The organism is Cronobacter condimenti 1330 (assembly GCF_001277255.1).
GTDB classification, from domain to species: Bacteria; Pseudomonadota; Gammaproteobacteria; order Enterobacterales; family Enterobacteriaceae; genus Cronobacter; species Cronobacter condimenti.
Genome location: NZ_CP012264.1, coordinates 2,986,204 through 3,012,907, shown reverse-complemented (window position 1 = coordinate 3,012,907; position 26,704 = coordinate 2,986,204). Strand labels below are relative to the sequence as shown.

The window sequence follows — 26,704 nt, the reverse complement described above, 5'->3', positions numbered from 1 at the left end:
TGTGAGCAACAACATGTGGAAATTCTTACACCCCTGGGCCCGGCCTGAACGGCTTTATGGGCTTTGCCGACGGCTTACCCCGTGGTTCGCGTGCCTCAGCGCCGGGCTGCTTGCGACCGGCTGCATCTGGGGATTTGTCTTCGCGCCGCCCGATTACCAGCAGGGCGACAGCTACCGGATTATGTATCTGCACGTGCCGGCGGCGATGGGGTCGATGGGAATTTACGCCTCGATGGCCGTGGCGGCGTTTATCGGGCTGGTGTGGCAGCACCGAGTGGCCGATCTCGGCGTTATGGCAATGGCACCGGTGGGCGCGGTCTATACCTTTATCGCGCTGGTCACAGGCTCTGCGTGGGGCAAACCAATGTGGGGGACATGGTGGATCTGGGATGCGCGGCTCACCTCTGAACTCGTCCTGCTGTTTCTGTACGCGGGAGTGATAGCGCTCTGGCATGCTTTTGATGACCGTCGCCTTGCGGGACGCGCTGCTGGTGTGCTGGTGCTGGCAGGTGTGGTGAATCTGCCCATCATTCACTATTCGGTGGAGTGGTGGAACACGCTGCATCAGGGCTCGACTAATTTGCAACAAAGCATCGACCCAAGCATGCGTGCGCCGCTGCGCTGGAATATCGCAGGGTTTCTGTGCCTGTTTATAACGCTCACGCTAATGCGCCTTGGCAACCTGGTATTGTTCCAGGAGCGCCATCGCCCGTGGGTTGCCGCTGCGCTCAATAACGAGGGGGGCGCTGCATGTCCGCCGCGTTAAATACGTTTTTTTATATGGGCGGCTACGCCTTTTATGTCTGGCTGGCCGTGGTGATGACCGTACTGCCGCTGGCCTTGCTGATAGCCCATACGCGTTGGGCGCGCCGCGCGCTACGCCGGGATATCGCCAGACGGCAGGCGCGCGAGCGCCGCCGTATGAAGGCGGAGACACACCCATGACGCCGCGCCGTAAAACCCGGCTCTGGCTGGCGCTTGCTGTGCTGGCGGGTCTTGGGCTGACACTTGCGCTGGTGCTTTATGCGCTGCGCGCCAATATCGATCTCTTCTATACGCCCGGTGAAATCCTCTATGGCAAAGGCGACACGCAGACGAAACCCGAACCCCGCCAACGGCTACGCGTCGGCGGGATGGTGCTGCCGGGTAGCGTGAAGCGCGACAGTCAAAGCCTGAAAGTCAGCTTCCGGCTGTATGACGCGCGCGGCATGGTGGATGTCGATTACGACGGCATTCTGCCTGACCTGTTCCGTGAAGGGCAGGGCGTAGTGGCGCAGGGGGTGCTTGGTGAAAACCACCGCATCGAGGCGCACGAAGTGCTGGCGAAGCACGACGAAAACTACACGCCGCCTGAGGTTAAAGCCGCGATGGAGAAGAACCACACGCGAGCGCCGCAGGCGTATAAGGATGTCCGTCCATGATGCCGGAAATCGGTAATTTTCTGCTGTGTCTCGCCGCCGGGCTTGCGCTGCTGCTTGCACTCTGGCCGCAGTGGGGGGCGATGCGTCAGGCGCCGCGCTTAATGGCGCTGGCGCGCCCGCTCGCCGTTGCGCTGTTTGCCTGCCTGCTGGGCGCGTTCCTGATCCTGGTGCAGGCGTTCGTGATGAACGATTTCACTGTGCTTTATGTGGCGAATAATTCCAACACTGAACTGCCGGTCTGGTATCGCGTGGCGGCGACCTGGGGGGCACATGAAGGCTCGTTGCTGCTTTGGGTGCTGTTGATGGGTGGCTGGACGCTTGCCGTGGCGCTCTATAGCCGTGGTATGCCGCAGGAGGCTACCGCGCGCGTGCTCTCGGTGATGGGCGGGATTAATTTCTTTTTTTTACTGTTTATTCTGCTCACCTCTAACCCATTCGCGCGCACGCTGCCGGGCTACCCGATTGAGGGGCGCGATCTCAATCCGCTGTTGCAGGATATCGGACTGATTTTCCATCCACCGTTACTTTATATGGGGTATGTCGGGTTTTCAGTCGCGTTTGCCTTTGCCGTGGCCTCGCTGCTTACCGGGCGGCTTGATACCGCCTGGGCGCGCTGGTCGCGGCCCTGGACGCAGGCGGCGTGGGTGTTTCTGACTATCGGTATCGTGCTTGGCTCCGCCTGGGCGTATTACGAGCTGGGCTGGGGCGGCTGGTGGTTCTGGGATCCGGTCGAAAACGCCTCGCTGATGCCGTGGCTTGCGGGCACCGCGCTCATGCATTCGCTGGCGGTCACGGAAAAGCGCGGCAGCTTCCGCGCCTGGACGGTGCTGCTCGCCATTACCGCCTTTTCGCTCTGCCTGCTTGGCACATTCCTTGTGCGATCCGGCGTGCTGGTGTCGGTGCACGCGTTCGCCTCTGATCCGGCCCGCGGTATGTTTATTCTGGCGCTGCTGGTCATCGTTATCGGCGGTTCGCTGTTGCTCTACGCCATCAAAGGCGGCAGCGTGCGCGCGCGCGTCGGCAATGCGCTCTGGTCGCGCGAAAGCTTTCTGCTTGGCAACAACATTTTGCTTATCACCGCCATGCTGGTGGTACTGCTCGGTACGCTGTTGCCGCTGGTGCACAAGGCGATGGGGCTGGGCTCGATTTCTGTCGGCGCGCCGTTTTTTAATCTGTTGTTCAGTGCGCTGATGGCCCCGTTCGCGCTGCTGCTTGGCGTCGGGCCGCTGGTGCGCTGGCGGCGCGATGAGCCGCAAACGCTGCGCCGTCGTCTGCTGGCGGCGCTGGCGGTGACGCTCGCCGCCTCACTGGCGCTGCCGTGGCTGATGCAGGACAGTGTTAAAGGGATGATGGTTGTCGGGCTGATGATGGCGGTGTGGGTACTGGTATTAACGCTGATGGAGCTACACGAGCGCGCCACGCACCGCCACGGCCTGTGGCGCGGGCTGCGAAAACTGAGCCGCAGCCACTGGGGCATGACGTTTGGTCATGTCGGGCTTGCAGTGACCGTGGTCGGTATCGCCTTCAGCCAGAATTACAGCGTTGAGCGCGACGTGCGCATGAGGGCGGGCGATAGCGTCGATATCCATCACTACCGGTTTATTTTCCGCGAGGTGCGGGATGCGCAGGGGCCAAACTGGCGCGGTACCGTGGGCATTATTGATGTGCGGCGCGACGGTAAGCCAGAAGCGACGCTGCGTGCCGAGAAACGCGCCTATAACAGCAACCGCGTGGTGATGACGGAAGCCGCTATCGACAGTGGGCTGACACGCGATCTCTACGCGGCGCTGGGTGAAGAGCTTAACGACGGCAGCTGGGCCGTGCGTCTCTATTACAAACCGTTTGTACGCTGGATCTGGTACGGCGGGTTGTTAATGGCGCTCGGCGGGCTGCTGTGTATGCTTGACCCGCGCTACCGGTTAAAAAAACTTCAGGAGGCCGCATGACACGCCGCCTGTTACTCATCCCCCTGGCGCTGTTTCTGCTGCTCGCCGCCGTCCTGCTCTGGCAACTGACGCGCAACGCCGCAGGCGATGACCCGTCGCAGCTGGAATCGGCTCTTATCGGCAAGCCGCTACCCGCTTTCCGGCTCGCGGCGCTTGATGACCCAGACGTCACCTATGAACGCGCGACGCTATTAGACGGCAGACCCCTGCTGATTAATGTCTGGGCGACCTGGTGCCCGACCTGCCGGGCTGAGCATCAGTTTCTGAACGGGCTTGCCGCCGAGGGCGTGCGGGTGGTGGGGCTGAATTATAAAGACGATCGCGCCAGAGCGGTGTCGTGGCTCAATACCCTCGGCAACCCTTATGCGCTGAGCCTGTTTGACGGCAGTGGCATGCTGGGGCTGGATCTGGGAGTCTACGGCGCGCCAGAGACCTTTGTTATCGACGCACGCGGGATCATTCGCTATCGCCACGCGGGCGAGCTTAACGACACCGTCTGGCGCAAGGAAATCAAACCGCTGTGGGATGCACTCAACCGGGAGGGCGGGGCATGAAGCGCCTGTGGAGTCTGCTGGCCGGTCTGCTGCTGGCGTGTAATACGTTTGCTGCCATCGACGCTTATCCTTTTGCGAGCGAGGCGCAGGAACAACAGTTCCGTGAGCTTATCAGCGAATTACGCTGCCCAAAGTGCCAGAACAACAGCATCGCGGATTCCGGCTCAATGATTGCCGCCGATATGCGCCAGAAGGTCTATGAACTGATGCAACAGGGGCAGAGCCGCGAGCAGATTGTGGCGTATATGGTGGCGCGTTACGGGAATTTTGTGACTTACGAACCGCCCGTCACGCCCGCCACGATAATGCTCTGGCTGTTGCCCGCGCTATTTGCGGCAGGCGGCGCGGGTGTGCTGGTACTACGCGCCCGGAGGCTGCGTCAGGCGCCTGCGCCACTCACTGATGAAGAACAGCAGCGGCTGCGCGCGTTGCTGGGTGAGGAGGATACACGCCCATGACGCTAATCATGACGGCCATCGTCGTGCTGCTGATCGCCGTCGCGGGGCTGGTGTTATTCCCGTGGCGTGACCGGCGTGCCGCCGACCGCGATGCGCTGAACCGGGCGCTTTATCATTCGCGCCTGCGCGAGCTGGACAACGAGCCGCCTGCTGCGCGAGAGGCGCTGGTGCGGGAGCTTCAGCAGAGCCTGCTTGCAGATATTCCGGCGTCGTCGGCGTCTGCCCGCACGGGGACTGGGCGCAGTGTGTTACTGGCGGGCGTGCTGCTGGTGGCGGCTGTCAGCCTCGGACTATTTATGGCGACCAACAGCCTGAATGCGGTCACACAGTGGCAGGCGGCGACACGCGAGACGCCTGCGCTGGTGGCGCGGGTGATGGATCCGCGCGCCGCGCCGCTCAGTATTGAAGCGATGACGCGGCTTGGACTTGGGCTGCGCACGCAACTGCAGGACGCCCCGCAAAATGGCGCAGGCTGGGCGATGCTTGGGCGAATCGGTATGGTGCTGGGCGACGCGCAGATGGCGACAGAGGCCTTTAAACGCGCCTGGCAGCTCAATTCGCAAAGCATCGAAGCGCGGCTCGACTATGCTGAAGTGTTGGTGCGTTCAGCGCAGCCTGATGATAACGACACCGGCGAACAGATGCTGAAAGATGTCATGGCGCAGGCACCGGATAATTTGCGTGCGCCCGGCCTGCTTGCGTTCAGCGCGTTTCGTGCGCAGCGCTACCCGGAGGCTATCGTCATCTGGCAGGCCATGCTCGCGCGGCTTCCTGCGGGCGATCCGCGCCGGATGGCCGTTGCGCGAGGCATACAGCAGGCGAGGGTGGACAGCGGCATGGACAATGCGAAACTGGCTGTTAAAATCACGCTCTCACCCGCAACAAAAAAAGCCTTGCCAAATAAAGGAATACTTATTGTCAGCGTGACGGATGGCGTCTCGGCTATGCCAGTAGTGGTGAAAAAATTGCCGCTGGGCCATTTTCCGCTGACAATTACTCTGGACGATACAGACGCCATGCTGCCGGAACGGGGGCTTGAGCAGGTATCGCAAGGCATCGTGAAGGTACATCTTTCCCGGGACGGTAACGTGGCCGTGCAGCCCGGAGACTGGACAGGAGAGCAGCGTTTCACGTCGCTCAACCCGGCGGTGCCGGTGGACGTCCTGGTTGCGCCTTCGCCATCAGGAGCGGGTTAGTTACCATTTACAGGGAGAATGCTATGAACTTTCGCCTTACCGGGCTTGCACTGGGGGCCACGCTTTTAGTGGGCTGCGCCAGCTCGTCTGACCCGCAGCAAGGGCGCTCCGACCCCTTCGAAGGGTTTAACCGCACCATGTACACCTTCAACTTTGAAGTGGTCGACCCTTATGTGCTGCGCCCGGTGGCTGTCGCCTGGCGCGACTACGTGCCGCAACCGGCGCGTAACGGGCTTGGTAACTTCACCGGCAACCTTGAAGAACCGGCGTCCATGCTCAATAAATTCCTCCAGGGCGACCCCTACCAGGGGATGGTGCATTTCACCCGTTTCTTCCTGAATACGCTGCTGGGGATGGGAGGATTCATCGACGTAGCTGGCATGGCGAACCCGAAACTGCAGCGCGAAGAGCCGCACCGTTTCGGCAGTACGCTTGGCAACTATGGCGTCGGTTACGGCCCGTATCTGCAACTGCCATTCTATGGCAGCTTTACGCTGCGTGAGGATGTGGGTGACATGGCGGATACCACGTATCCGGTACTCTCCTGGCTGACCTGGCCGCTGTCGCTTGGTAAGTGGGCGGTAGAAGGCGTAGAGACGCGCGCTCAACTGCTGGATTCCGACGGTCTGCTGCGTCAGTCTTCCGATCCTTACATTCTGGTGCGCGAGGCGTATTTCCAGCGTCACGACTTTATCGCCAACGGCGGTAAGCTCAAGCCGAATGAAAACCCGAACGCGCAGGCGATTGAAGGCGATCTGAAGGATATCGATTCGGAATAAATCACCGGATACGTGAATCCTCAAATGCAATAAAAAGGCGAGCCAAACGGTTCGCCTTTTTATTTAAAGCGCAAATCACACTGGTAATAAAAAAGGCGAGCCGCAGCTCGCCTTTGTCGTGTGATGGCTATCAGAAACGATAGTTAAAGTTCACGCCATACAGCCAGGCTTTACCTTCAGATTTGAAGGTGTACGGGCCTTCGGTGAACTCCACGTGCTGGCCATGCATGTAAGACACGCCGGCATCCACAGAAGCGTCTTCATTGAAGGCGTAAGTTGTACCGGCGCTCAACCAGAGACGGTCCTGGTCAGGAATGGAGATAGAGCGCTGTTGCGCAGGCACCGGGCTGTCATCAAAGGCGATACCGGTACGGAAGGTCCAGTTGTCGTCCATATAATAGGTGGTGCCGAGCGCGATGCGGTATGCGTCTTTATATTTCTCTTCTTTCTTGAACAGGGTGTCGCCGTTGCTGTTGGTCGCTTTCAGCTCCTGGAACTGGCTCCAGCTGGTGTAGGTCAGGCTATAGTGCACGGCCCACTGCGGCGCGATACGGTTATAGCCGGAGACTTCCCACATTTCAGGCAGGTTCAGAGTCAGAGAGCCGCCCGTCGTGCTGCCGCCGGTGCCGTATGGCAGGCCCAGACCCAGTGAAGCGTTGATCGGGTTGATAGCGGCCGGCAGGCTGCTCTTATAGTCGCCATCAAAGTCGATTTTAACTTCAGAGCGATAAGTCAGTGCATAGCGGTTGTTTTTGTCCAGTTCGTACAGGATGCCTGCGTTCCAGCCAAAGCCCCACTCGTCGCCTTTCAGATGCGCAATCTGGGTATTACTATTGATGCCACCAGCCGCTGCGGCAATCTGCCCTGCGGTAGCAGGATCGACCTTACCCGACTGCACAAGAGCAGGTAAACCAGCTGCAATAATTTGAGGCAGATCGCCTGCGTTACGTTCGATTTTCGCACGTGCATAAACCGCATCGAAGCCCAGACCGAAGCTCCAGTGATTATCGAGACGATACGCGCCGCTGAGGTTCAGGTTCAGCGTTTCGAGGTCAGTTTTACCGCCCACAGAGCCTGCCGCATAACCATCGTTATACTCGGTCGCGAGGCCATAATTGGAAGTGACGGAAGCGCCCCAGCCAAACTGCTCGTTAATCGGCGCCACAAAGTGCAGGTTCGGCACCCACGCCGTCGGTGCGATGTTATCGGCGTTCAGGCTGTTGCCCGTACGGGAACGGCCGGACACATTTACATCCGGGTCGACGAAAATCGCCCCGCCGGAGAAGGTCGGACGGTCAAACATGGTAATGAGCGCCGGGTTGCGGCTGACGTTGCCAGCGTCATCAGCAATAGCGCCTTCCCCGGAGTAGGCGCGGCCCAGACCAGAGGAAGAAAATTCGTTTAACTGGAAACCTGCAGACCAGGCCTGAGAAGAGACGATTGCCACTGCGACTGCTAAAGCAGATTTGGTAAACAGGGTTTTCTGGCTCATGACCATAACCTCATCCATTTATTTTTATTCAAATAGTGTTACGTGACGTAACAGGAGCGCGGAGTGTAGGGTCTGAGGTACGGCATGGAAATCAGACCAGTGGCGAGAGTATAGGTCCGACCAGCAGAGATGTTGCAAGTATGTTTATAAGTTTTTTCAAATGTGATCTAAGAAACGCGATCCGTTTAGCAAAATTCTGGGGTGTACAGTTTCGTAAATCTGGTGATTATTGCGTTAGATCATTTTTAAGTGTGATTTCGGTCACTTAAGCACGCAATCCGGAAGAACAGGTAGAGAGGCTGCCGGGTGGGGCGTAAAATAACCGTATCCCTTTTTAGCTAATACAGAGGAAATCACCATGACCAAATGCAGTGCTGATGAAACCCCGGTTTGCTGCTGTATTGATGTCGGCACCATTATCGATAATACCGACTGTGTCGCATCCTACAGCCGCGTGTTCGACAACCGCGCGGATGCCGAAGAAACGCTGGCGGCGCTGACTGCCAAAGCGCGTGAAGTGGAATCAGAGCCGTGCCAGATTACCCCGCGTTTTACGGATGAGGCTGACGGCGTGCGTCTGGATATCGATTTTGTTTTCGCCTGTCAGGCGGAAACTGTGATTTTCCAGCTAGGTCTGCGTTAATCCTGCCTTTCTCGCCCCGGTTTTACCGGGGCGCATTTCTTGTTACGTAATTCGTGTTTTGCTTCGCACTTTTTCCTTTATGTGATTGGCTGAATGTAAATTTTTGGTTAAGACTGTTATCAGGTCAGACCACTTAATACATTTTTTAGCCTTTTACAGGGGAAAGTTATGAGCCAGGCACTACCGCTTGTCACCCGGCAGGGGGATCGTATTGCCATTGTCAGTGGGTTGCGCACCCCTTTCGCCCGTCAGGCGACGGCGTACCACGGCGTTCCGGCGGTCGATCTCGGTAAAATGGTGGTCGGCGAACTGCTGGCCCGCAGCGAAATTCCTCCTGATGTGATCGAACAACTGGTTTTCGGCCAGGTGGTGCAGATGCCAGAGGCACCCAACATCGCGCGTGAAATCGTGCTCGGCACCGGCATGAGCGTTCGCACCGACGCCTACAGCGTCAGCCGCGCCTGCGCCACCAGTTTTCAGGCGGTGGCGAACGTCGCGGAAAGCCTGATGGCAGGCACCATTCGCGCCGGGATTGCCGGCGGCGCCGACTCCTCCTCTGTGCTGCCGATAGGCGTCAGTAAAAAACTGGCGCGTACGCTGGTAGACGCCAACAAAGCCCGTACAGCCGGGCAGCGGCTGAAGCTCTTCTCACGATTGCGGCTACGCGACCTGCTGCCGATGCCGCCCGCGGTAGCGGAATATTCCACGGGGCTTCGCATGGGCGATACCGCCGAACAGATGGCCAAAACGCACGGGATCACCCGCGAAGAACAGGACGCGCTGGCGCACCGCTCGCATCAGCTGGCGGCTCAGGCCTGGGCCGAAGGCAAGTTGCGTGACGAAGTAATGACGGCTTATACGCCTCCCTATCGCGACCCGCTTAGCGAAGATAACAACATCCGTAAAACCTCAACGCTTGCCGACTACGCCAAACTGCGCCCCGCGTTTGATCGCAAACACGGTACTGTCACCGCCGCGAACAGCACGCCACTGACCGATGGCGCGGCAGCGGTTATTCTGATGACCGAATCCCGCGCCCGGGAGCTTGGCCTGACGCCGCTCGGCTACCTGCGCAGCTACGCGTTTACCGCCATTGATGTCTGGCAGGATATGCTGCTTGGCCCGGCCTGGTCGACGCCGCTCGCGCTGGAACGCGCCGGGCTTTCGATGGCTGACCTGACGCTATTTGATATGCATGAAGCCTTCGCATCGCAAACGCTGACTAACCTGAAGCTGCTGGCAAGCGACCGTTTCGCCCGTGAGGTGCTGGGCCGCAACCAGGCGACCGGCGAAGTAGAAGAAAGCAAATTCAACGTGCTCGGCGGCTCTATCGCCTACGGGCATCCTTTCGCTGCCACCGGCGCGCGAATGATTACCCAGACGCTCAATGAACTGCGCCGCCGTGGCGGTGGTTTTGGACTCGTCACCGCCTGTGCGGCAGGCGGGCTCGGGGCGGCAATGGTACTGGAGGCCGAATAATGGAATCGACATCCGCATTCACTTTACAGATGCGCCCGGACAACGTGGCGGTCGTCACCATCGACGTGCCGGGCGAGAAGATGAACACGCTGAAAGCTGCGTTTGCCCGCGAGGTGCGCGCTATCGTCAAACAATTGCGCGATAACCGCGAACTGGCGGGCGTGGTGTTTATTTCCGCGAAACCCGATAACTTTATCGCGGGCGCCGATATCAACATGATTGCCGGCTGCCAGAACGCGCAGGAAGCGGAAGCGCTGGCAAGCCAGGGGCAGCAGATCATGGCAGAGATCCGCGCGCTGCCGGTGCATGTGGTCGCAGCCATTCATGGTGCCTGTCTTGGCGGGGGGCTTGAACTGGCGCTCGCCTGTCACAGCCGCGTTTGTACCGACGATCCGAAAACCCAGCTTGGCCTGCCGGAAGTACAACTGGGGCTGTTGCCAGGCTCAGGCGGTACGCAGCGGCTGCCACGTCTGGTGGGCGTGAGCACCGCGCTTGAGATGATCCTCGCGGGTAAACAGTTGCGTCCGCGCCAGGCCCGCAAAGCGGGGCTGGTGGATGACGTTGTGCCGCCTGCTATTTTGCTGGATGCGGCGATCGCGCTTGCTAAAACACGCCGTCCGGGCGCGCGCCGTTTGCCCTTACGCGAGCGGGTGCTTGCAGGGCCGCTTGGCCGTACGCTGTTGTTTCGCATGGTGGCGAAGAAGACGCATGAGAAAACGCACGGCAACTACCCGGCGGCGCAGCGCATTATTGACGTGGTGCGCACGGGCCTTGAACAGGGCAGCGCCAGCGGCTATCAGGCAGAGGCCAGGGCCTTTGGCGAGCTGGCGATGACGCCGGAGTCGGCCGCGTTGCGGGGCCTCTTTTTCGCAACAACTGAACTGAAAAAGGAAACCGGCAGCGGCGTCGCGCCGCGTGCGCTCCATTCGGTTGGTATACTGGGCGGCGGGCTGATGGGCGGCGGCATCGCGTATGTTACCGCCACCAAAGCCAGGCTGCCGGTACGCATTAAGGACATCAGCGAAAAGGGCATAAACCATGCTCTCAAATACAGCTGGGATCTGCTGGAGAAAAAAGTCCGGCGCCGCCATCTGCGCCCCAGTGAGCGCGACGCGCAGATGGCGCTGATTTCCGCCAGTACCGATTACCGTGGTTTCCGCCACCGCGATATTGTGGTGGAAGCCGTTTTCGAAGAGTTAACGCTCAAGCAAAATATGGTCGCGGAAATTGAAGCGCATACCGCGCCACACACCATTTTCGCCTCAAATACCTCATCGTTGCCTATCGGTGATATCGCGGCTGGCGCCGCGCGGCCTGAACAGGTCATCGGACTGCACTATTTTAGCCCGGTCGATAAAATGCCGTTGGTGGAAGTGATTCCTCATGCGGGCACCAGCCCGGAAACCATTGCCACGACCGTGCAGTTAGCTAAAAAACAGGGTAAAACGCCGATTGTGGTGGCTGACTGCGCCGGGTTTTACGTCAACCGGATTCTGGCACCCTACATTAATGAGGCGATGCGTTGCCTGATGGAAGGGGAGAGCATTGAGAAAATCGACGAGGCGCTGGTGAAAAGGGGATTCCCGGTCGGCCCTATCCAGTTGCTGGATGAAGTCGGCATTGATGTTGGCACCAAAATTATGCCTGTGCTGGAGCGCGCTTACGGGCCGCGATTCAGCGCGCCCGATGAAGCCGTTGCAGCAATTTTGAACGACGATCGCAAAGGCAGAAAAAATGGTCGCGGTTTCTATCTTTATCCAGCGAAAGGGCGTAAAAGCAAAAAACAGGTTGACCCTGCGGTTTACGGGCTTATTGGCGTAAAACCGGGCGGTAAGCTGAGCGGCGATGAGATTGCCGAGCGCTGCGTCATGATGATGCTTAACGAGGCGGCGCGTTGTCTGGATGAAGGCGTGGTTCGCTCTGCACGCGATGGCGATATCGGGGCCGTGTTTGGCATCGGTTTCCCGCCGTTTCTGGGGGGGCCATTCCGGTATATGGATACGCTCGGTGCCGCGCAGGTGGTGGCAGCGCTCACGCGTCTTTCCACCCGTTACGGAGAACGTTTTACCCCGTGCGACAGGCTGTTGCGCATGGCGCAGGCTGAGCAAACTTTCTGGCTTTCGGGGAACCCGCAGGCCGAAGTGGTGGTCTGATTAGGCGTAGGTCCTCGCTTCAAAAACGCAGCGCTGGTTAATTTGTAAACACTGATTGACTATACTTACGTCAATAAGGTAAAAAACAGCGTTTCATTCGAAGTACGGATCAGGCACAATGCCCGACCGCCAGGCGATACCCTTAAAAAGCGCGGTGCTTTTTGGGGTTCTCACTGGCGCTTCTGGTCAACAAAAGCGGTGCAATATGCAAGTTTTTATCATGCGTCACGGCGACGCAGCACTCGATGCCGCCAGTGATTCGGTTCGTCCTCTGACCGTATGTGGTTGTGACGAATCCCGTCAAATGGCGACCTGGTTAAAAGGTCAAAAGGTGGATATCGAACGTGTTCTGGTGAGCCCTTTCCTGCGAGCCGAACAGACACTGGACGTCGTGAAAGAGGCCATGAGCCTGCCTGTCAAAACAGAAGTGCTGCCGGAGCTTACGCCCTGTGGCGATGTGGGTCTGGTGAGTGATTACCTCCACGTTCTGGCTCGTGAGGGTGTTAACGCAGTTATGGTTATCTCCCACCTTCCGCTGGTTGGTTATCTGGTCGCGGAACTGTGCCCTGGCGAAACGCCGCCGATGTTCTCCACCTCTGCCATCGCCTGCGTGACTGTTGAAGGCGATAACGACAAGGGCGTCTTTAACTGGCAGATGAGCCCCTGCAATCTGAAAATGGCAAAAGCTATCTAATGTCATCCTCAGCATGAAAAAAGAGCCGCGATTGCGGCTCTTTTTGTTTTATGCGCTCAGAAGCGTTAGATGGACATCCGGCGCACGGCTCTGGCCGTTAAGGCAACTGCGGCGGTTGCCACTCTTCTACTTCAATCAGTACCAGCAGGGCTGCGTCGCCGCCATATTCCTTCGGTGCCTGATGAAAGGCCATCACGTGCGGATGCTGCGCCAGCCAGAGCGGGGTCTGTTGTTTAAGGATATGTTTGCCATGGCCGTGCATCACGCAGGCGCAAAACACATGCTCGCGGCGGCAGGCGGCAATGAGCGCGCCCAGTTCCTGTTTTGCCTGCATCTGCGTTAAGCCATGTAAGTCGAGAAACAGTTCGGGCGAATAGTCGCCGCGGCGCAGTTTTTTCACTTCGAAGTGATCCACGCCAGGACGGACATAGCGCATCGGCCCGTCGCTGTTAAGAAGCGGCTGGAACTCATCGGAAAAGTAATGGCTGGCGTCGACCTGTTCCTGCAGCAGGCGTTTGGGCGGCACTTCGCTTAGCTTTTTGCGCGCCGGTCGATGCACGATTGTGTCCTGTTTCAGCTCGCGCGTGCCGTTCATTAGCATGCGAAACAGCGACTTTTCTTCCTCACTCAGCGATGGCTTCTTTTTCATCTCTTTCTCTTCTTCATCTTTGCGCAGGCAGTTTACCCGAGTTTGGCGCGTCGCCAAACAAAAGCCATTTTGCGGGGATGACGCGCCGGTTGCTGATTTATCCCCGCCTTCATGGCAAACTAGCCGCCGAATTTAACGCGGAGCGTCATGCGGAGGGCAGTGTGGATAAAATTTTCGTCGATGAGGCAGTCAGTGAACTGCATACCATTCAGGATATGTTGCGTTGGGCGGTGAGCCGTTTTAGCGCGGCGGGCATCTGGTATGGTCACGGCACGGACAACCCCTGGGATGAAGCGGTGCAACTCGTGCTGCCGTCACTCTACCTGCCGCTGGACATTCCGGAAGACATGCGCACCGCGCGCCTGACCTCCAGCGAACGTCACCGCATCGTCGAGCGGGTCATCCGCCGCGTGAACGAGCGCATTCCGGTGGCGTACCTGACCAATAAGGCCTGGTTCTGCGGCCACGAATTTTATGTCGATGAGCGCGTGCTGGTCCCGCGTTCGCCGATTGGCGAGTTAATCAATAACCGCTTCTCGGGGCTTATCGATCATGAACCGCAGCATATTCTTGATATGTGCACCGGCAGCGGCTGTATCGCCATTGCCTGCGCGTACGCGTTCCCGAACGCGGAAGTGGACGCGGTTGATATCTCCGGCGATGCGCTGGCCGTCACCGAGCACAACATTGAAGAACACGGGCTTATCCATCACGTCACGCCGATCCGCTCCGATCTCTTCCGCGATCTCCCTAAAGTACAGTACGACATTATCGTCACCAATCCGCCGTATGTGGATGAAGAAGATATGTCCGACCTGCCGAACGAATATCGCCACGAACCCGAGCTCGGCCTCGCGGCGGGCAGCGACGGGCTGAAGCTCGCGCGCCGCATTCTTGCCTGCTCGCCGGACTACCTGACCGACAATGGTATTCTGATTTGTGAAGTCGGTAACAGCATGGTACATCTGATGGAGCAGTACCCGGACGTGCCGTTCACCTGGCTTGAGTTTGACAACGGTGGTGACGGCGTCTTTATGCTGACCAAAACGCAGCTCATCAGCGCCCGCGAACACTTCAGCATCTACAAAGATTAAAACAGGCGGGCGCACTGCCCGCTGAATAATGACAAAACACCACAACGACACGACAACGGAGCCGTGATGGCAGGCAACACTCTTGGACAACTCTTTCGCGTCACTACTTTCGGCGAGTCGCATGGTCTGGCGCTCGGCTGCATCATTGACGGCGTGCCGCCAGGCATTGCGCTGAGCGAAGCTGACCTGCAGCACGATCTCGACCGCCGTCGCCCTGGGACTTCCCGTTACACCACGCAACGCCGCGAGCCGGATCAGGTCAAAATCCTGTCTGGCGTGTTTGAAGGCGTGACGACCGGTACCAGCATTGGCCTGCTGATTGAAAACACCGATCAGCGCTCCCAGGATTACAGCGCGATTAAAGATGTGTTTCGTCCGGGACATGCCGACTACACCTATGAACAGAAATATGGTCTGCGCGATTATCGCGGGGGTGGACGTTCTTCTGCCCGTGAAACCGCGATGCGCGTGGCGGCGGGTGCTATCGCGAAAAAATATCTGGCGCAGAAATTCGGCATTGTGATCCGCGCCTGCCTGACTCAAATGGGCGATATCCCGCTTGAGATTAAAGACTGGGCGCAGGTTGAGCAGAACCCGTTCTTCTCGCCGGATGCCGATAAGCTTGAGGCGCTCGACGAACTGATGCGCGCGCTGAAAAAAGAGGGCGACTCCATTGGCGCGCGTGTCACTGTTGTTGCCGATAACGTGCCGCCGGGCCTCGGCGAGCCGGTTTTCGACAGGCTGGATGCGGATATCGCGCATGCGCTGATGAGCATTAACGCCGTCAAAGGCGTTGAGATAGGCGACGGTTTTGGCGTGATTGCCCTTAAAGGCAGCCAGAACCGGGACGAACTGACCAAAGAAGGTTTTCAGAGCAACCACGCTGGCGGCATTCTCGGCGGCATCAGCAGCGGCCAGCAAATTGTCGCGAATATCGCACTGAAACCGACGTCCAGCATCACGGTACCGGGCCGCACCGTGAACCGCTTCGGTGATGAAGTGGAAATGATCACCCGCGGGCGTCACGATCCGTGCGTGGGCATTCGCGCGGTGCCGATCGCCGAGGCGATGCTTGCGATCGTGCTGATGGATCACCTGCTGCGTCACCGCGCCCAGAACGCGGACGTCACCACCACGCTCCCTCGCTGGTAACGACATGAAAAAACTCTGTTTTGCCTTGCTGGCGCTGCTCGCTTGCAGCGCGGCAAGCGCCGCCACGCCGTGGCAGAAAATCACCCAACCGATCCCGGGCACCGCCCAGTCGATCGGCACATTTTCTAATGGTTGCATCGTCGGCGCTGAGCCGCTGCCGATAGAATCTGAACACTATCAGATAATGCGCACCGACCAGCGCCGCTACTTCGGCCATCCGGATCTGGTGCGGTTTATCGAACGTCTGAGCAACCAGGTGCATGAATTGCAGCTCGGCACTGTGCTGGTTGGCGACATGGGGATGCCTGCCGGTGGACGCTTTAACGGCGGTCACGCGAGCCACCAGACCGGGCTTGATGTCGATATCTTCCTGCAATTGCCGAAACAGCGCTGGAGCGCGGCGCAGTTGCGTCGTCCACAGGCGCTGGATCTGGTCTCAGCCGATGGCAAATCGGTCGTGCCCTCCCTCTGGAAACCGGAAATTGGCGGGCTGATTAAGCTTGCGGCGCTGGACGACCAGGTGACGCGCATCTTTGTCAACCCGGCCATCAAACAGCAGCTTTGCCAGGATGCCGGGCCAGACCGCGACTGGCTGCGCAAAGTGCGCCCGTGGTTCCAGCATCGTGCGCATATGCATGTGCGTCTGCGCTGCCCGCCGGACAGCCTTGAGTGTGTGGAGCAAGACCCGCCGCCGCCGGGCGACGGCTGCGGCGAAGAGCTGCAAAGCTGGTTTAAGCCAGCAGCACCTGGCAGCGGCAAGGCAGAGAAGAAAACGCCGCCGCCACCGCCGCCGTCCTGCCAGGCATTGCTGGACGAACACGCTCTTTAACACCGACTAAGGATGGCCGTGATGGACTGGTTTATGGTTTCGCCGCTGTTACTGACAGCGCTCTTTTTTGTCGCGATGCTCGCAGGCTTTATTGATGCTCTGGCGGGCGGCGGCGGGCTGCTGACGGTGCCAGCTTTGCTGGCGGCAGGGATGTCGCCCGCGCAGGCTCTGGCAACCAATAAACTTCAGGCATGCGGCGGCTCGCTTTCCGCCTCGCTCTATTTTATCCGTCGCGGCGTGGTCAGCCTTCGCGATCAGAAACTCAATATACTGATGACGTTCATCGGCTCGACCAGCGGCGCGCTGCTGGTCCAGCATGTGCAGTCCGATATTTTGCGCCAGATCTTGCCGGTGCTGGTGATAGCAATAGGCCTCTATTTTTTGCTGATGCCGCGCCTTGGCGAAGAAGACCGCCAGCGCAGGCTTTACGGCTTGCCGTTTGCGCTGGTGGCGGGTGGCTGCGTGGGGTTTTACGATGGTTTTTTCGGCCCCGGCGCAGGCTCCTTTTACGCGCTGGCATTTGTCACGCTGGCAGGCTTTAACCTCGCGAAATCAACGGCGCACGCCAAAGTGCTGAATGCCACCTCAAACGTCGGCGGCCTGCTGCTGTTTATCATTGGCGGCAAAGTTATCTGGGGCACCGGTTTCGTGATGCTGGCCGGACAGTTTCTCGGCGCACGCTTAGGCTCGCGCTTAGTATTAAGTAAAGGACAGCGCCTGATCCGCCCGATGATCGTTATCGTTTCGGCGGTGATGAGCGCCAAATTGTTATATGACAGCCACGGACAAGAGATCCTCCACTGGCTGGGGATGGCGTAATGCGTGAACACCACTATCAGGATTTAATAACGATTTTTGACGGCTGCTTTGCCGGCGATTTTAATACCCGTCTGATTAAAGGCGACGACGAACCGATCTATCTTCCTGCGGATAACGAGGCGCCTTATCACCGTGTCGTGTTTGCCCACGGGTTTTACGCAAGCGCCCTGCATGAGATTTCGCACTGGTGCATCGCCGGAAAAGCGCGACGTGAGCTGGTCGATTTCGGTTACTGGTACTGCCCGGATGGCCGCGATGCTGAAACGCAGGGCAAGTTTGAGGATGTGGAAGTCAAACCTCAGGCGCTGGAGTGGCTGTTCTGTGTGGCGGCGGGGTTCCCGTTTAACGTCAGCTGCGACAACCTCAACGGGGATTTCGACCCGGATCGCATCGCATTTCAGCGGCGGGTACATGCGCAGGTCATGCACTACCTGATGAAGGGCATTCCCGAGCGTCCGGCGCGCTTTATCGCCGCGTTACAGGATTATTACCAGACGCCGCCCCTTGCGGCGCAACAGTTCCCATGGCCGGAAGACTTGTGCTAATCGCCATGTTATTAACAGAGGAAAAACGATGATTGCCGAATTTGAAGCACGCATTCTGGCGCTGATTGATGAGATGGTAGAGCACGCGAGCGATGACGAACTCTTCGCAAGCGGTTATCTGCGCGGGCACCTGACGCTTGCCGTGGCGGCGCTGGAGCATGGCGATGACCACTCGCAGCAGGCGGTATATACGATGGTGACCAATAGCCTTGAAACCGCCATTCACGCGGGCGAACTCTCGCCGCGCGATCAGGCGCTGGTGCTGGGCATGTGGGATAACCTCTTCCAGCAGGCGAAGCTGAACTAAGCCTGTGAACCTGCGCGCCGCCCGGCGCGCAGGTGCTTATCTTACTGCGCCTGTAACGCCTCCAGACGAAACACGCGCGTTCCTGCATTCAGCCGCGTCACTTCATCCGACATCACATCTGCCGACCCCGCCAGCTCTTCCACCATTGAGGCGTTGCTTTGCGTAACTTTATCCAGCTCTGCAATCGCCAGGTTTATCTGCTCAATCCCGCGCTGCTGCTCCTGGGTCGCCATATTGACTTCATCCAGCAGATCGCGCACGCGGGTAGCGTTGCCAATAATATCGCTCATTGAGGTTTCCGCCATACGCACCAGATTCGCGCCTTCGCTCATCTTATCGGTCGTGCCAACGATCAACTGACGGATATCTTTCGCCGCTTCTGAACTGCGGTGGGCGAGGTTACGCACTTCGCCTGCGACAACCGCGAACCCTTTGCCGTGTTCACCGGCGCGGGCGGCTTCCACCGCCGCGTTGAGCGCGAGGATGTTGGTCTGAAAGGCGATACCTTCAATAAGTGCGATAATTTCCGTCATTTTATCTGCGCTTGCAGAAATGGCCTGCATCGTGCCCGATACCTGGCTCATCACTACGCCGCCGTGCTGGGCGCTGGAGGCGGCGTTGCCCGCCATCAGCCGTGCCTGATGCGTGTTTTCGGCGTTATTTTTCACCGTGGAGGTTATCTGCTCCATGCTCGCTGCTGTTTCGATAAGCGCCGCAGACTGCTGTTCGGTGCGTGCGGAAAGCTCACGGTTGCCCGAGGCGATTTCACCCGCATGGTTCAGGACGGTATCTGCCGAATGACGAATGGCGGCAATAAGTTTACGTAGCTCGTCTTGCATCACGCCAAGCGAGCTCAGCAGGTTGTTATCACCGCGCCAGGTCACGGGGTTACTGAGATCGCCGCGGGATATCGTAAAGGCGATCGCCTGCGCTTTCGCGGGTTCGCCGCCAAGCTGGCGCATCAGGTTGCGGGTGAGGATCATCGCAATCACACCGCTTGCCACCAGTGCCACGATACCGAGCAGGATCTGTATCCAGGTGGCGGAGACATACCCCTGCTCCGCGTTTTTCGCCTCAGCATCCGCCGCCGCGATTTCATTTTTCTCCAGCGCCGCGAGATCGGCCATCAACTCCGTACGATACTGGCGTGAGTTATCACCGCTGATTTTACTGGCGAGCGCAATATCCTCCTGCGCCAGGGCCGCCAGCACCTGACTATTGGATTGTGAAAATGCCTTAAAATTATCGACGATTTTGAGGGCGAGCGGCGGCAGGGCATCGCCCTGATATAACCGCACGTAATGATTTTGCGCATCGAGAAAATTATTGATCGCCTGCTGGAGTTCCTTTTGATGTTTTTCGCGTTCGGCAAGGGTCGGGGAAGCAATCATCTGCACCTGCTGAAGACGCAGCTCTGATAAAACGCCACGCATTTCAAGCGTATAACGTACGGCCGGAAAGCGCTCCGTCAGAATAAACGACGCGCTCTTATTATTATTGCTGAGAAAATAAAGTGACAAAGCTCCCATTACGAGCATCAATGCGAGAATAATGGAGAGGCTCATTATTATTTTTTGAGAAAATTTGAGGTTATTCATTTTTATTGGGCCATTTATTTACCGGGACGGTAAAGAGTATTAACGGCACCGCCGACGCTTTTTACAGCGCGCTTTGTTAACCTGGATCAAAATTTTGTGAAATGTTTTTTTAGAAATATCAGAAGGGCATATCAGGTAGTGCAGCGCGCCCTGGCGCGCCGCATCCATTTACCCGGCGTGGCGACCCTTCAATAATTTTCGCACCCATAAACGGTTAGGATTGAGCGCCGCGAGCGTGGCGCTATCAAGCGGCAGCGGCTCGCCGGTCATCTGCGCGGCGAGGATCTCAGCCGCCAGTGGCGCGCTACACAGCCCGCGCGAGCCGAGCGCGCCCAGCACAAAAAGATTTTCCAGCACCGGGGCGGGCTCGACGGTTTCAGGGGTATCAGCATAGCGGGAGAGTTCGTCGTAATCGGCAAGCGTTGCGGCGTAATCTGGCGCGTTGCCGACCATTGGAAGATGATCGCGCGTGGCGCAGCGCACGCCGCAGCGCGCGTCGCCTGCGCTCACGTCCACCTCCTGCGCCCAGCGAGCTTCCGGCAGGCAGTCAATCAGCCGCTGGCGGTTATGCTCCTGATCTGCTTCCCGATAACGCCTGTCGCTAATGCCGCGATGATAACTGGCGCCGATGCAGTGCATACCGTTAACCGGATTTTGCGGCGTGAGGTAGCCGTCGTAGCACAGTACCTGGCGCAACGCGCCGAGGCCTGGCGTGGTCGGGATATGGCTCACCTGGCCGCCTACCGCGTAGACGGGCAGCGTTTCAGTCTGCGTAAACTGGTTTATCTGATGGCCATTTGCCAGTACCAGCGTCGCGTGTTGTGCCTGTGCGCCGTGGGCAAAATCCAGCCGCCAGCCGCCGTTTTCCGGCAGGATTGCGCTGACCGTATGCCCGTAATGTATTTGCAGACCGCGCGACTGGGCGAGCGCCAGCACGCCTGCCGTTAACTGTGCCGGACAGAGCCAGCCGCCGAGCGGATATTCAATACCCCCACAGCCGGTCTCGACACCGCAGTGCGCCGCTACGGCGTCGCTGTCAACGCCGCGCGCCAGGGTTTCAGGCAGACCGAGCTCCAGCATCTGGCGGATTTTAGTCTGGCTTTTTTCATCCCAGCCGAGCTGGGTCACGCCGCACCAGTCGTTATCGAAATCTACCGGCAGCGCGTCATAGAGCCGGCGCGCGAAGGTGAACGCCGCAGGGAAAAACGCGGCCAGCGCGGCGTCGTGATGGCTTAATAGAGGATAGAGCGCGCCCTGGCGGTTGCCGGAGGCCCCCTGCGCGGGCGCCTCGTCCTGACAGTAAAGCGTAACCTGCCAGCCGCGCGTTTGCAGCGCCAGCGCCATCAGGGCGCTCGCGATACCGCCGCCAACGATAGCCGCGTCCTTTTCGCCATGGGCCGCACGGCGCGCATACCAGGGCGTGCGGGCAGGCGGCGTGGCGGTGTCGGCGGCAAGCGTGCCAACCAGCATCTCGCGCTTGCGCCCAAAGCCTTTGCGTTTCACCACATCGAACCCGGCTTCCATCAACCCGCGGCGCACAAACCCTGCGGAAGTAAACGTTGCGAGCGTGCCGCCGGGGCGGGCGAGACGCGCCATGGCGGCGAACAGGCCAGGCGTCCACATTTCGGGATTTTTTGACGGCGCGAAACCGTCGAGAAACCACGCATCCACTTGCCGGTTATGCGTGTCGTCCAGCGTGTCGACCAGTGCATTGATATCGCCAAGCCACAAGTCGAGCGTCACGCGCCCGTCATCAAGCCGCAGCCGCTGACAGCCCGGTAGCGCCAGCGGCCACTGCGCCTGCAGCTGTTGCGCCAAGGGCGCGAGTTCCGGCCAGTGGGCGTGCGCGCTTTGCAGATCGGCAAGCGTCAGCGGGAATTTTTCAAAGCTAATGAAGTGCAGACGCTGCAACGCGGCGTGCGGGTGCGCCTGGTGAAATGCTTCAAACGCTTGCCAGAGCGTCAGAAAATTCAGCCCGGTGCCAAAGCCGCTTTCGGCCACCACAAAGCTGTCACGCGGGTGTGTCATAAAGCGTTCAGGAAGCTGATTGCCGTTCAGAAAGACATAGCGGGTCTCTTCCAGACCATCATCATTTGAAAAATAAACGTCATCAAAATCTCGGGAAACAGGTGTACCCTCATTATTAAACGTCAGGCTGGCGGACTGGATTGCGTTAGGTTTCACGTAAATTGCTCGAATGACAGGCAGTCGCACGATCTTAGCGAGCCCGGTCAGACATCGCAAATTTCTTGCCTATCTGGCTGATCGGACTTGTTCGGCGTACAACTGTACGCTATCTTGCGACACGACACTTACTTAGCGTACTCGAAGAGGTATTGAATGAAACGTGCAGTAATTACTGGCCTGGGCATTGTTTCCAGCATCGGTAATAACCAGCAGGAAGTCCTGGCATCCCTGCGGGAAGGACGCTCGGGGATCACTTTCTCTCAAGAATTTCTCGACGCTGGTATGCGTAGCCACGTCTGGGGCAACGTGAAGCTGGACACCACCGGTCTTATCGATCGCAAAGTGGTGCGTTTCATGAACGATGCCTCTATTTATGCTTACCTCTCTATGCAGGAAGCTATCAAAGATGCCGCTCTGAGCGATGAGGTCTATCAGAATAACCCGCGCGTCGGTATCGTTGCCGGTTCTGGCGGATCTTCCAAAGCACAGGTTTTCGGCGCTGACGCAATGCGCAGCCCGCGTGGCCTGAAAGCGGTTGGCCCTTACGTAGTGACCAAAGCGATGGCCTCTGCGGTTTCCGCCTGCCTCGCGACTCCGTTTAAAATCCACGGCGTTAACTACTCCATTAGCTCCGCCTGCGCGACGTCCGCACACTGCATCGGCAACGCGGTTGAGCAGATCCAGCTTGGCAAACAAGACATCGTTTTTGCCGGCGGCGGTGAAGAACTCGGCTGGGAAATGGCGTGTGAGTTCGACGCGATGGGCGCGCTCTCCACCAAATACAACGAGGCCCCGGAAAAAGCCTCCCGTACTTATGATGCGAGCCGTGACGGCTTCGTTATCGCAGGCGGCGGCGGTATGGTTGTGGTGGAAGAGCTGGAGCACGCGCTGGCGCGCGGCGCGCATATCTACGCTGAAATCGTCGGCTACGGCGCGACCTCTGACGGCGCTGACATGGTTGCTCCGTCTGGCGAAGGCGCAGTGCGCTGCATGAAGATGGCAATGCACGGTGTGGATACCCCGATTGACTACCTGAACTCTCACGGCACGTCTACGCCGGTAGGCGATGTTAAAGAGCTTGGCGCTATCCGTGAAGTGTTCGGCGACAACACCCCGGCCATCTCCGCCACTAAAGCCATGACCGGCCATTCGCTGGGCGCGGCGGGCGTGCAGGAAGCCATCTACTCGCTGCTGATGCTGGAACACGGCTTTATCGCGCCGAGCATCAACATCGAAGATCTGGACGAGCAGGCGAACGGGATGAATATCATCACCGCGCCGGTTGAGCGTGAGCTGACCACTGTGATGTCTAACAGCTTCGGTTTTGGCGGGACCAACGCCACGCTGGTTATGCGTAAATATCAGGCATAATGTCTCTTTAAAAGAAATGGAGCCGCAAGGCTCCTTTTTTTTAACTTTATTTTCTGTTCGTCTTTTTTGCGTCTGCCCCGTTTCCTTTTTTACTGCCTTTATTTCCCCGTTTTTACTTTTTATATAACCTGCTGTTTTTGCGGTAGTTATTCTCTCAGGCATCTTTTTGCTCTCCTTAAGGTAAATCCGTTCTTCTTTCTGCGTATCCGCGCTGACATTACGCCTCATGATTTCGCTTAAGTCAGAAATAACGTATTTTTAACAAAATTAACTGACTGAAAGTTAACTCTTATTTTTATTAAAGTGCGTATTAAGACGTTAATAATAAAGTTGCGATGATTTTGGCCGATATATCACTATATATCCGGGCGTCTTTGTTTTCTCCTGATACAGGACGGCTGTCGGAACATACCTATCAAAGCATGCCATTTATTATCTTTTCAAAAAGATAGTGATGAAGGACGCAGCATAAAAGAAATCCGAAATCCATTTGCGGAATTCAGGGAAACGTTGTTTGCCTCTTATGAGGCGTTGTCAGCCGGGGAAACCAACTATGCCCACAGAGCCGTCTTTGGGTAAAGGGATTTTATTAACCAAAGGGAAAGTGATACTACTCATCATTTTGTCATGTTCAGGTGCCGCAACCGCCAGCGAAAAGCAGGATGTGCAGGAGACCTTTACTGACGCACCTTTTGCCGTGCCGACAGATGTCGTCACGCGTACGAACTTTAACCGTCCGCTATTTATCACTAATGCGGCGACCGCCCGTGCCGCTGGCGTCAGTGGCGCAGGTATCAAGGTTGGCGTGGCGGATACGGGGATCCTCGCAACGGCCCCGGGGCTTGCTGGCACAGTGAAAGGCGTCCTGAATTATGTCGACCCTGCCACTAACAATCTCAGCGTCGGCGATGTCCGTGGTCATGGTACGTCGGTCTCGCAGACGCTGGCTGGTCGCCCGACAGGTATTTTTAGTGGCGGAACCGCACCCGGCGTGTCGCTTATCAGCGCGCGCATCATTACCGATGTCGCCAATACCCGCCAGAGCCTGAACTTCAGCAAGATCAATTACGATTTGGCGCGCGCGGGCGCGAAAATTATTAACAACTCCTGGGGCATTGCGGACTGGAACCCGGCCAGTACCGCGACGACCAACTATTACGTCAATGCCTGGAAACCGTTTGTTTCTACGTATAACGGCCTGATCGTCTTTGCGAGCGGTAACGATGGCGCCGCCAACCCGATTGGGATTGCGAAACTGCCGTCACTTGCTCCTGCGGCCGGGCTTGATAAAGGCTGGCTGGTCGCAACGGCGACAGACTCTTTTAACCCGGGTTATATCGCAAGTTACGCCAACCGCTGCGGGGTGATGAAAAACAACTGTCTGGCCGCGCCGGGCAGCGTTTATGTGCCTTATACCGACAGTACCGGCAGACAAGGGTTGCGCATGGTTAGCGGCACCTCATTCGCTGCACCTCAGGTTTCTGGTGCGGCGGCGCTGGTCTGGCAGAAATATCCGTACTTTACCAACGATCTGGTACGTCAGACGCTGCTTGGCACCGCGACCGACATCGGCGCGCCCGGCGTGGATCCGGTATTCGGCTACGGCATGTTAAATGCCGCGAAAGCTATTAACGGCCCGGCGAAATTTAACTGGGGCACCGTAAGCGTCGCGTTTAATGGCTATACCTCCACCTGGAGCAACGCCATCAGCGGCAGCGGCGGGTTGATTAAAAGCGGCACCGGCAAACTGGTGTTGACCCAGGATGCGAGCTATACCGGCACCACGCAGGTGCTGGGCGGCAGTCTCTCATCCGCTAAAAGTCTGGCCTCCGCCGTGACGGTTGGCCGTGCCGGGACGCTTGATGTGCGCACCGTGAAGGGCAACGTCGATAACAGCGGGTATGTGTTAGTGCGCGACGGAAAAACACGTTTTGTACGTAACTATACGCAGCGTACCACCGGCAGCCTGGCGTTTATGCTCGGCTCAACGCTGGATGTCGCCGGACGTGCGACACTTGCGGGCAGGCTTCATCTGCTTGGCGTACCCGCAGGCTATGTAACGCAATCGCGCCAGCCGGTCGTCAACGCGGGCGCAGTCTCGGGTAAATTCAGCCGCTTTACGCAGTCGGCAGGCGTCTTCCTGACCGGCTCGCTGGGCTATAACACGAAGCAGGTGTGGCTTAACATTAAACGTCTGCAGGTGACGCAAACCAAAGTCGCCACGGCTTCCGCAGCGTCGCTCTCAGGGGCTGCGCGCCTTGAGCAGGCGTTCACACAGCTTGATAAACAAGTAGCGAGTGGCGTGGCGGTTCGCGCCAGTTCGTTTGCCGAGGCGGCGGGCGAACTGCAGCGTACCTCCAGCAATCAGTCTGCGCGCGCGGCGCTGGAAAGCCTCTCCGGACAATTGCCAGCCGCCACGGCGGCGCTTACCTGGCAGGCGATTAACGTCAACCAGCGCAGCAGCGCATCGCGCATCGCGGCACTGCTGGACGCGCCGCAAAGCCGTAGCTGGAGCGATACGCTCTCCTGGAACGGCAGCCTGGGGCGTGGCGGTTTCGCGCCGGTAAGTTATTCGATGAAAGGCTGGGTGACCGGGCAGGATCGGTTTATTGACGAACATACGTTTATCGGCACGTCGGTCTCTCGCACTGAAACCTTCAGCGCGCTGAGCAGTGGCGGCGAGCGTAATACCGGCAGTCTGAGCGAAGCGGCGTTGTACGGCGGTAAAGTGTTTGGCAGCTACTACCTGACTGGCCGTCTGGCATCCGGTTACTACGACGGCCGCCAGCACCGTATGCTGTGGCTTGGCAGCAGCGCCGAGCGCGTCAGCAGCCGTCAGAGCGGCAGCTGGATGTCGCTTGGCAGCGAAACGGGGTATCGCTTTAACGTTGACGGTCTGCAGGTGACGCCGTTTATCGATACGCAGTACATCACGCTGAAGCAGGACGCGTTCACAGAGAAGAGCGGTTCAGGTTTCGGTCTGCGTGCGGATAACCAGACCACAACGCGCTGGCAGGCAGGCGCAGGGTTACGTGCAGGGTATGACATTGATCTTAAAACGCACGGACGCCTTAACCTGAGCTTCCAGACGCATCTGCAACACGCGCTGAGTCAGGACGAAGGGCATTATCAGGCGAGCTTCACCGGCGTCAATCAGCCGATAGCGCTGCACGGCGTTACGGCACCGGCGAAAACGCTGACCAGCGCAGTGTCGCTGGGCTGGCAGGCGACGCCTGCGCTTAATCTGAACCTGACAGGCGAACAGGAGACCAGCGATGGTCGCTACAGCAACCGCAGCGTGCTGGCGGGCGTGTCGTTAAGTTTCTGATGCGTGAATG

Annotated in this window: 24 protein-coding genes; 20 read left to right on the top strand and 4 right to left on the bottom strand. The window is 58.3% G+C overall.

The window, feature by feature from the left end; translation table 11 throughout:
- The first annotated feature begins 13 nt into the window (after positions 1-13).
- From AFK62_RS13715 to mlaA, 8 genes are read left to right on the top strand one after another with little or no spacing between them, the layout of a single operon-like run.
- A complete protein-coding gene (locus tag AFK62_RS13715) occupies positions 14-766 on the top strand; it encodes a heme ABC transporter permease (protein ID WP_053531965.1) in 753 nt (250 codons plus the stop codon).
- Complete coding sequence (ccmD, locus tag AFK62_RS13710) at positions 751-945, top strand: heme exporter protein CcmD (RefSeq protein WP_007665813.1); 195 nt, start codon at positions 751-753, stop codon at positions 943-945. The genes AFK62_RS13715 and ccmD overlap by 16 nt, the downstream gene beginning before the upstream one ends.
- Positions 942-1,421, top strand: coding sequence for a cytochrome c maturation protein CcmE (ccmE, locus tag AFK62_RS13705; RefSeq protein ID WP_007665812.1), 480 nt, complete (start codon positions 942-944; stop codon positions 1,419-1,421). Before ccmD ends, ccmE begins: the two co-directional genes overlap by 4 nt.
- Positions 1,418-3,367, top strand: coding sequence for a heme lyase CcmF/NrfE family subunit (locus tag AFK62_RS13700; RefSeq protein ID WP_053531964.1), 1,950 nt, complete (start codon positions 1,418-1,420; stop codon positions 3,365-3,367). The genes ccmE and AFK62_RS13700 overlap by 4 nt, the downstream gene beginning before the upstream one ends.
- Positions 3,364-3,921, top strand: coding sequence for a DsbE family thiol:disulfide interchange protein (locus AFK62_RS13695; RefSeq protein ID WP_007665810.1), 558 nt, complete (start codon positions 3,364-3,366; stop codon positions 3,919-3,921). Before AFK62_RS13700 ends, AFK62_RS13695 begins: the two co-directional genes overlap by 4 nt.
- The gene (locus AFK62_RS13690; RefSeq protein ID WP_007665809.1) at positions 3,918-4,379 is read left to right on the top strand and encodes a cytochrome c-type biogenesis protein; all 462 of its coding nucleotides are present in this window, start codon (positions 3,918-3,920) and stop codon (positions 4,377-4,379) included. The genes AFK62_RS13695 and AFK62_RS13690 overlap by 4 nt, the downstream gene beginning before the upstream one ends.
- The gene (ccmI, locus tag AFK62_RS13685; protein ID WP_007665808.1) at positions 4,376-5,575 is read left to right on the top strand and encodes a c-type cytochrome biogenesis protein CcmI; all 1,200 of its coding nucleotides are present in this window, start codon (positions 4,376-4,378) and stop codon (positions 5,573-5,575) included. The genes AFK62_RS13690 and ccmI overlap by 4 nt, the downstream gene beginning before the upstream one ends.
- A gap of 23 nt (positions 5,576-5,598) precedes the next feature.
- Complete coding sequence (mlaA, locus tag AFK62_RS13680) at positions 5,599-6,354, top strand: phospholipid-binding lipoprotein MlaA (RefSeq protein ID WP_007665806.1); 756 nt, start codon at positions 5,599-5,601, stop codon at positions 6,352-6,354.
- A 130-nt stretch (positions 6,355-6,484) separates the two neighbouring features.
- Here mlaA and fadL read toward each other — a convergent pair whose 3' ends face one another.
- On the bottom strand, positions 6,485-7,846 hold the full coding sequence (gene fadL, locus AFK62_RS13675; protein ID WP_053532119.1) for a long-chain fatty acid transporter FadL: 1,362 nt from the start codon (positions 7,844-7,846) through the stop codon (positions 6,485-6,487).
- Between the two features lie 358 nt (positions 7,847-8,204).
- Between fadL and AFK62_RS13670 the strand changes: the two genes are divergently transcribed.
- From AFK62_RS13670 to sixA, 4 genes are all read left to right on the top strand, one after another.
- Positions 8,205-8,489: a YfcZ/YiiS family protein gene (locus AFK62_RS13670; protein ID WP_007665802.1), complete on the top strand. Its 285-nt coding sequence runs from the start codon at positions 8,205-8,207 to the stop codon at positions 8,487-8,489.
- A 168-nt stretch (positions 8,490-8,657) separates the two neighbouring features.
- Positions 8,658-9,968 carry an acetyl-CoA C-acyltransferase FadI gene (gene fadI / locus AFK62_RS13665; RefSeq protein ID WP_007665800.1) on the top strand — a complete coding sequence of 437 codons (1,311 nt, stop codon included), beginning with the start codon at positions 8,658-8,660 and terminating at the stop codon, positions 9,966-9,968.
- Positions 9,968-12,121, top strand: coding sequence for a fatty acid oxidation complex subunit alpha FadJ (fadJ, locus tag AFK62_RS13660; RefSeq protein WP_007665798.1), 2,154 nt, complete (start codon positions 9,968-9,970; stop codon positions 12,119-12,121). Before fadI ends, fadJ begins: the two co-directional genes overlap by 1 nt.
- A gap of 205 nt (positions 12,122-12,326) precedes the next feature.
- Complete coding sequence (gene sixA, locus AFK62_RS13655; RefSeq protein WP_032984012.1) at positions 12,327-12,815, top strand: phosphohistidine phosphatase SixA; 489 nt, start codon at positions 12,327-12,329, stop codon at positions 12,813-12,815.
- A gap of 97 nt (positions 12,816-12,912) precedes the next feature.
- Here sixA and smrB read toward each other — a convergent pair whose 3' ends face one another.
- Positions 12,913-13,464, bottom strand: coding sequence for an endonuclease SmrB (smrB, locus tag AFK62_RS13650; protein ID WP_032983996.1), 552 nt, complete (start codon positions 13,462-13,464; stop codon positions 12,913-12,915).
- Positions 13,465-13,625: 161 nt separating this feature from the next.
- Here smrB and prmB point away from each other — a divergent pair, with 161 nt between their 5' ends.
- The 6 genes from prmB (at position 13,626) to AFK62_RS13620 (ending at position 18,210) form a co-directional block, all read left to right on the top strand.
- Positions 13,626-14,558: a 50S ribosomal protein L3 N(5)-glutamine methyltransferase gene (gene prmB, locus AFK62_RS13645; RefSeq protein ID WP_032984010.1), complete on the top strand. Its 933-nt coding sequence runs from the start codon at positions 13,626-13,628 to the stop codon at positions 14,556-14,558.
- 66 nt (positions 14,559-14,624) lie between these two features.
- Positions 14,625-15,710 (top strand): chorismate synthase, encoded by a 1,086-nt coding sequence (aroC, locus tag AFK62_RS13640; RefSeq protein ID WP_007665793.1) that lies wholly within the window; start codon positions 14,625-14,627, stop codon positions 15,708-15,710.
- A 4-nt stretch (positions 15,711-15,714) separates the two neighbouring features.
- Positions 15,715-16,539, top strand: a complete 825-nt coding sequence (mepA, locus tag AFK62_RS13635; RefSeq protein WP_007665791.1) for a penicillin-insensitive murein endopeptidase — start codon at positions 15,715-15,717, stop codon at positions 16,537-16,539.
- A 21-nt stretch (positions 16,540-16,560) separates the two neighbouring features.
- Positions 16,561-17,358, top strand: a complete 798-nt coding sequence (locus AFK62_RS13630) for a sulfite exporter TauE/SafE family protein (RefSeq protein WP_007665788.1) — start codon at positions 16,561-16,563, stop codon at positions 17,356-17,358.
- The gene (locus AFK62_RS13625; RefSeq protein ID WP_007665785.1) at positions 17,358-17,903 is read left to right on the top strand and encodes an elongation factor P hydroxylase; all 546 of its coding nucleotides are present in this window, start codon (positions 17,358-17,360) and stop codon (positions 17,901-17,903) included. Before AFK62_RS13630 ends, AFK62_RS13625 begins: the two co-directional genes overlap by 1 nt.
- A gap of 28 nt (positions 17,904-17,931) precedes the next feature.
- On the top strand, positions 17,932-18,210 hold the full coding sequence (locus tag AFK62_RS13620) for a YfcL family protein (protein WP_007665783.1): 279 nt from the start codon (positions 17,932-17,934) through the stop codon (positions 18,208-18,210).
- A gap of 41 nt (positions 18,211-18,251) precedes the next feature.
- Here the strand turns inward: AFK62_RS13620 and AFK62_RS13615 are convergent, their stop codons facing one another.
- Both AFK62_RS13615 and mnmC read right to left on the bottom strand, forming a co-directional pair.
- A complete protein-coding gene (locus AFK62_RS13615) occupies positions 18,252-19,748 on the bottom strand; it encodes a methyl-accepting chemotaxis protein (RefSeq protein ID WP_235509473.1) in 1,497 nt (498 codons plus the stop codon).
- A gap of 228 nt (positions 19,749-19,976) precedes the next feature.
- Entirely contained in the window at positions 19,977-21,992 is a 2,016-nt protein-coding gene (gene mnmC / locus AFK62_RS13610; protein ID WP_007665777.1) for a bifunctional tRNA (5-methylaminomethyl-2-thiouridine)(34)-methyltransferase MnmD/FAD-dependent 5-carboxymethylaminomethyl-2-thiouridine(34) oxidoreductase MnmC, read from the bottom strand.
- 156 nt (positions 21,993-22,148) lie between these two features.
- Between mnmC and fabB the strand changes: the two genes are divergently transcribed.
- Both fabB and AFK62_RS13600 read left to right on the top strand, forming a co-directional pair.
- Positions 22,149-23,366: a beta-ketoacyl-ACP synthase I gene (gene fabB, locus AFK62_RS13605; RefSeq protein WP_053531962.1), complete on the top strand. Its 1,218-nt coding sequence runs from the start codon at positions 22,149-22,151 to the stop codon at positions 23,364-23,366.
- A 553-nt stretch (positions 23,367-23,919) separates the two neighbouring features.
- On the top strand, positions 23,920-26,694 hold the full coding sequence (locus AFK62_RS13600) for an autotransporter serine protease (protein ID WP_007665769.1): 2,775 nt from the start codon (positions 23,920-23,922) through the stop codon (positions 26,692-26,694).
- The last annotated feature ends 10 nt before the right edge of the window (positions 26,695-26,704 follow it).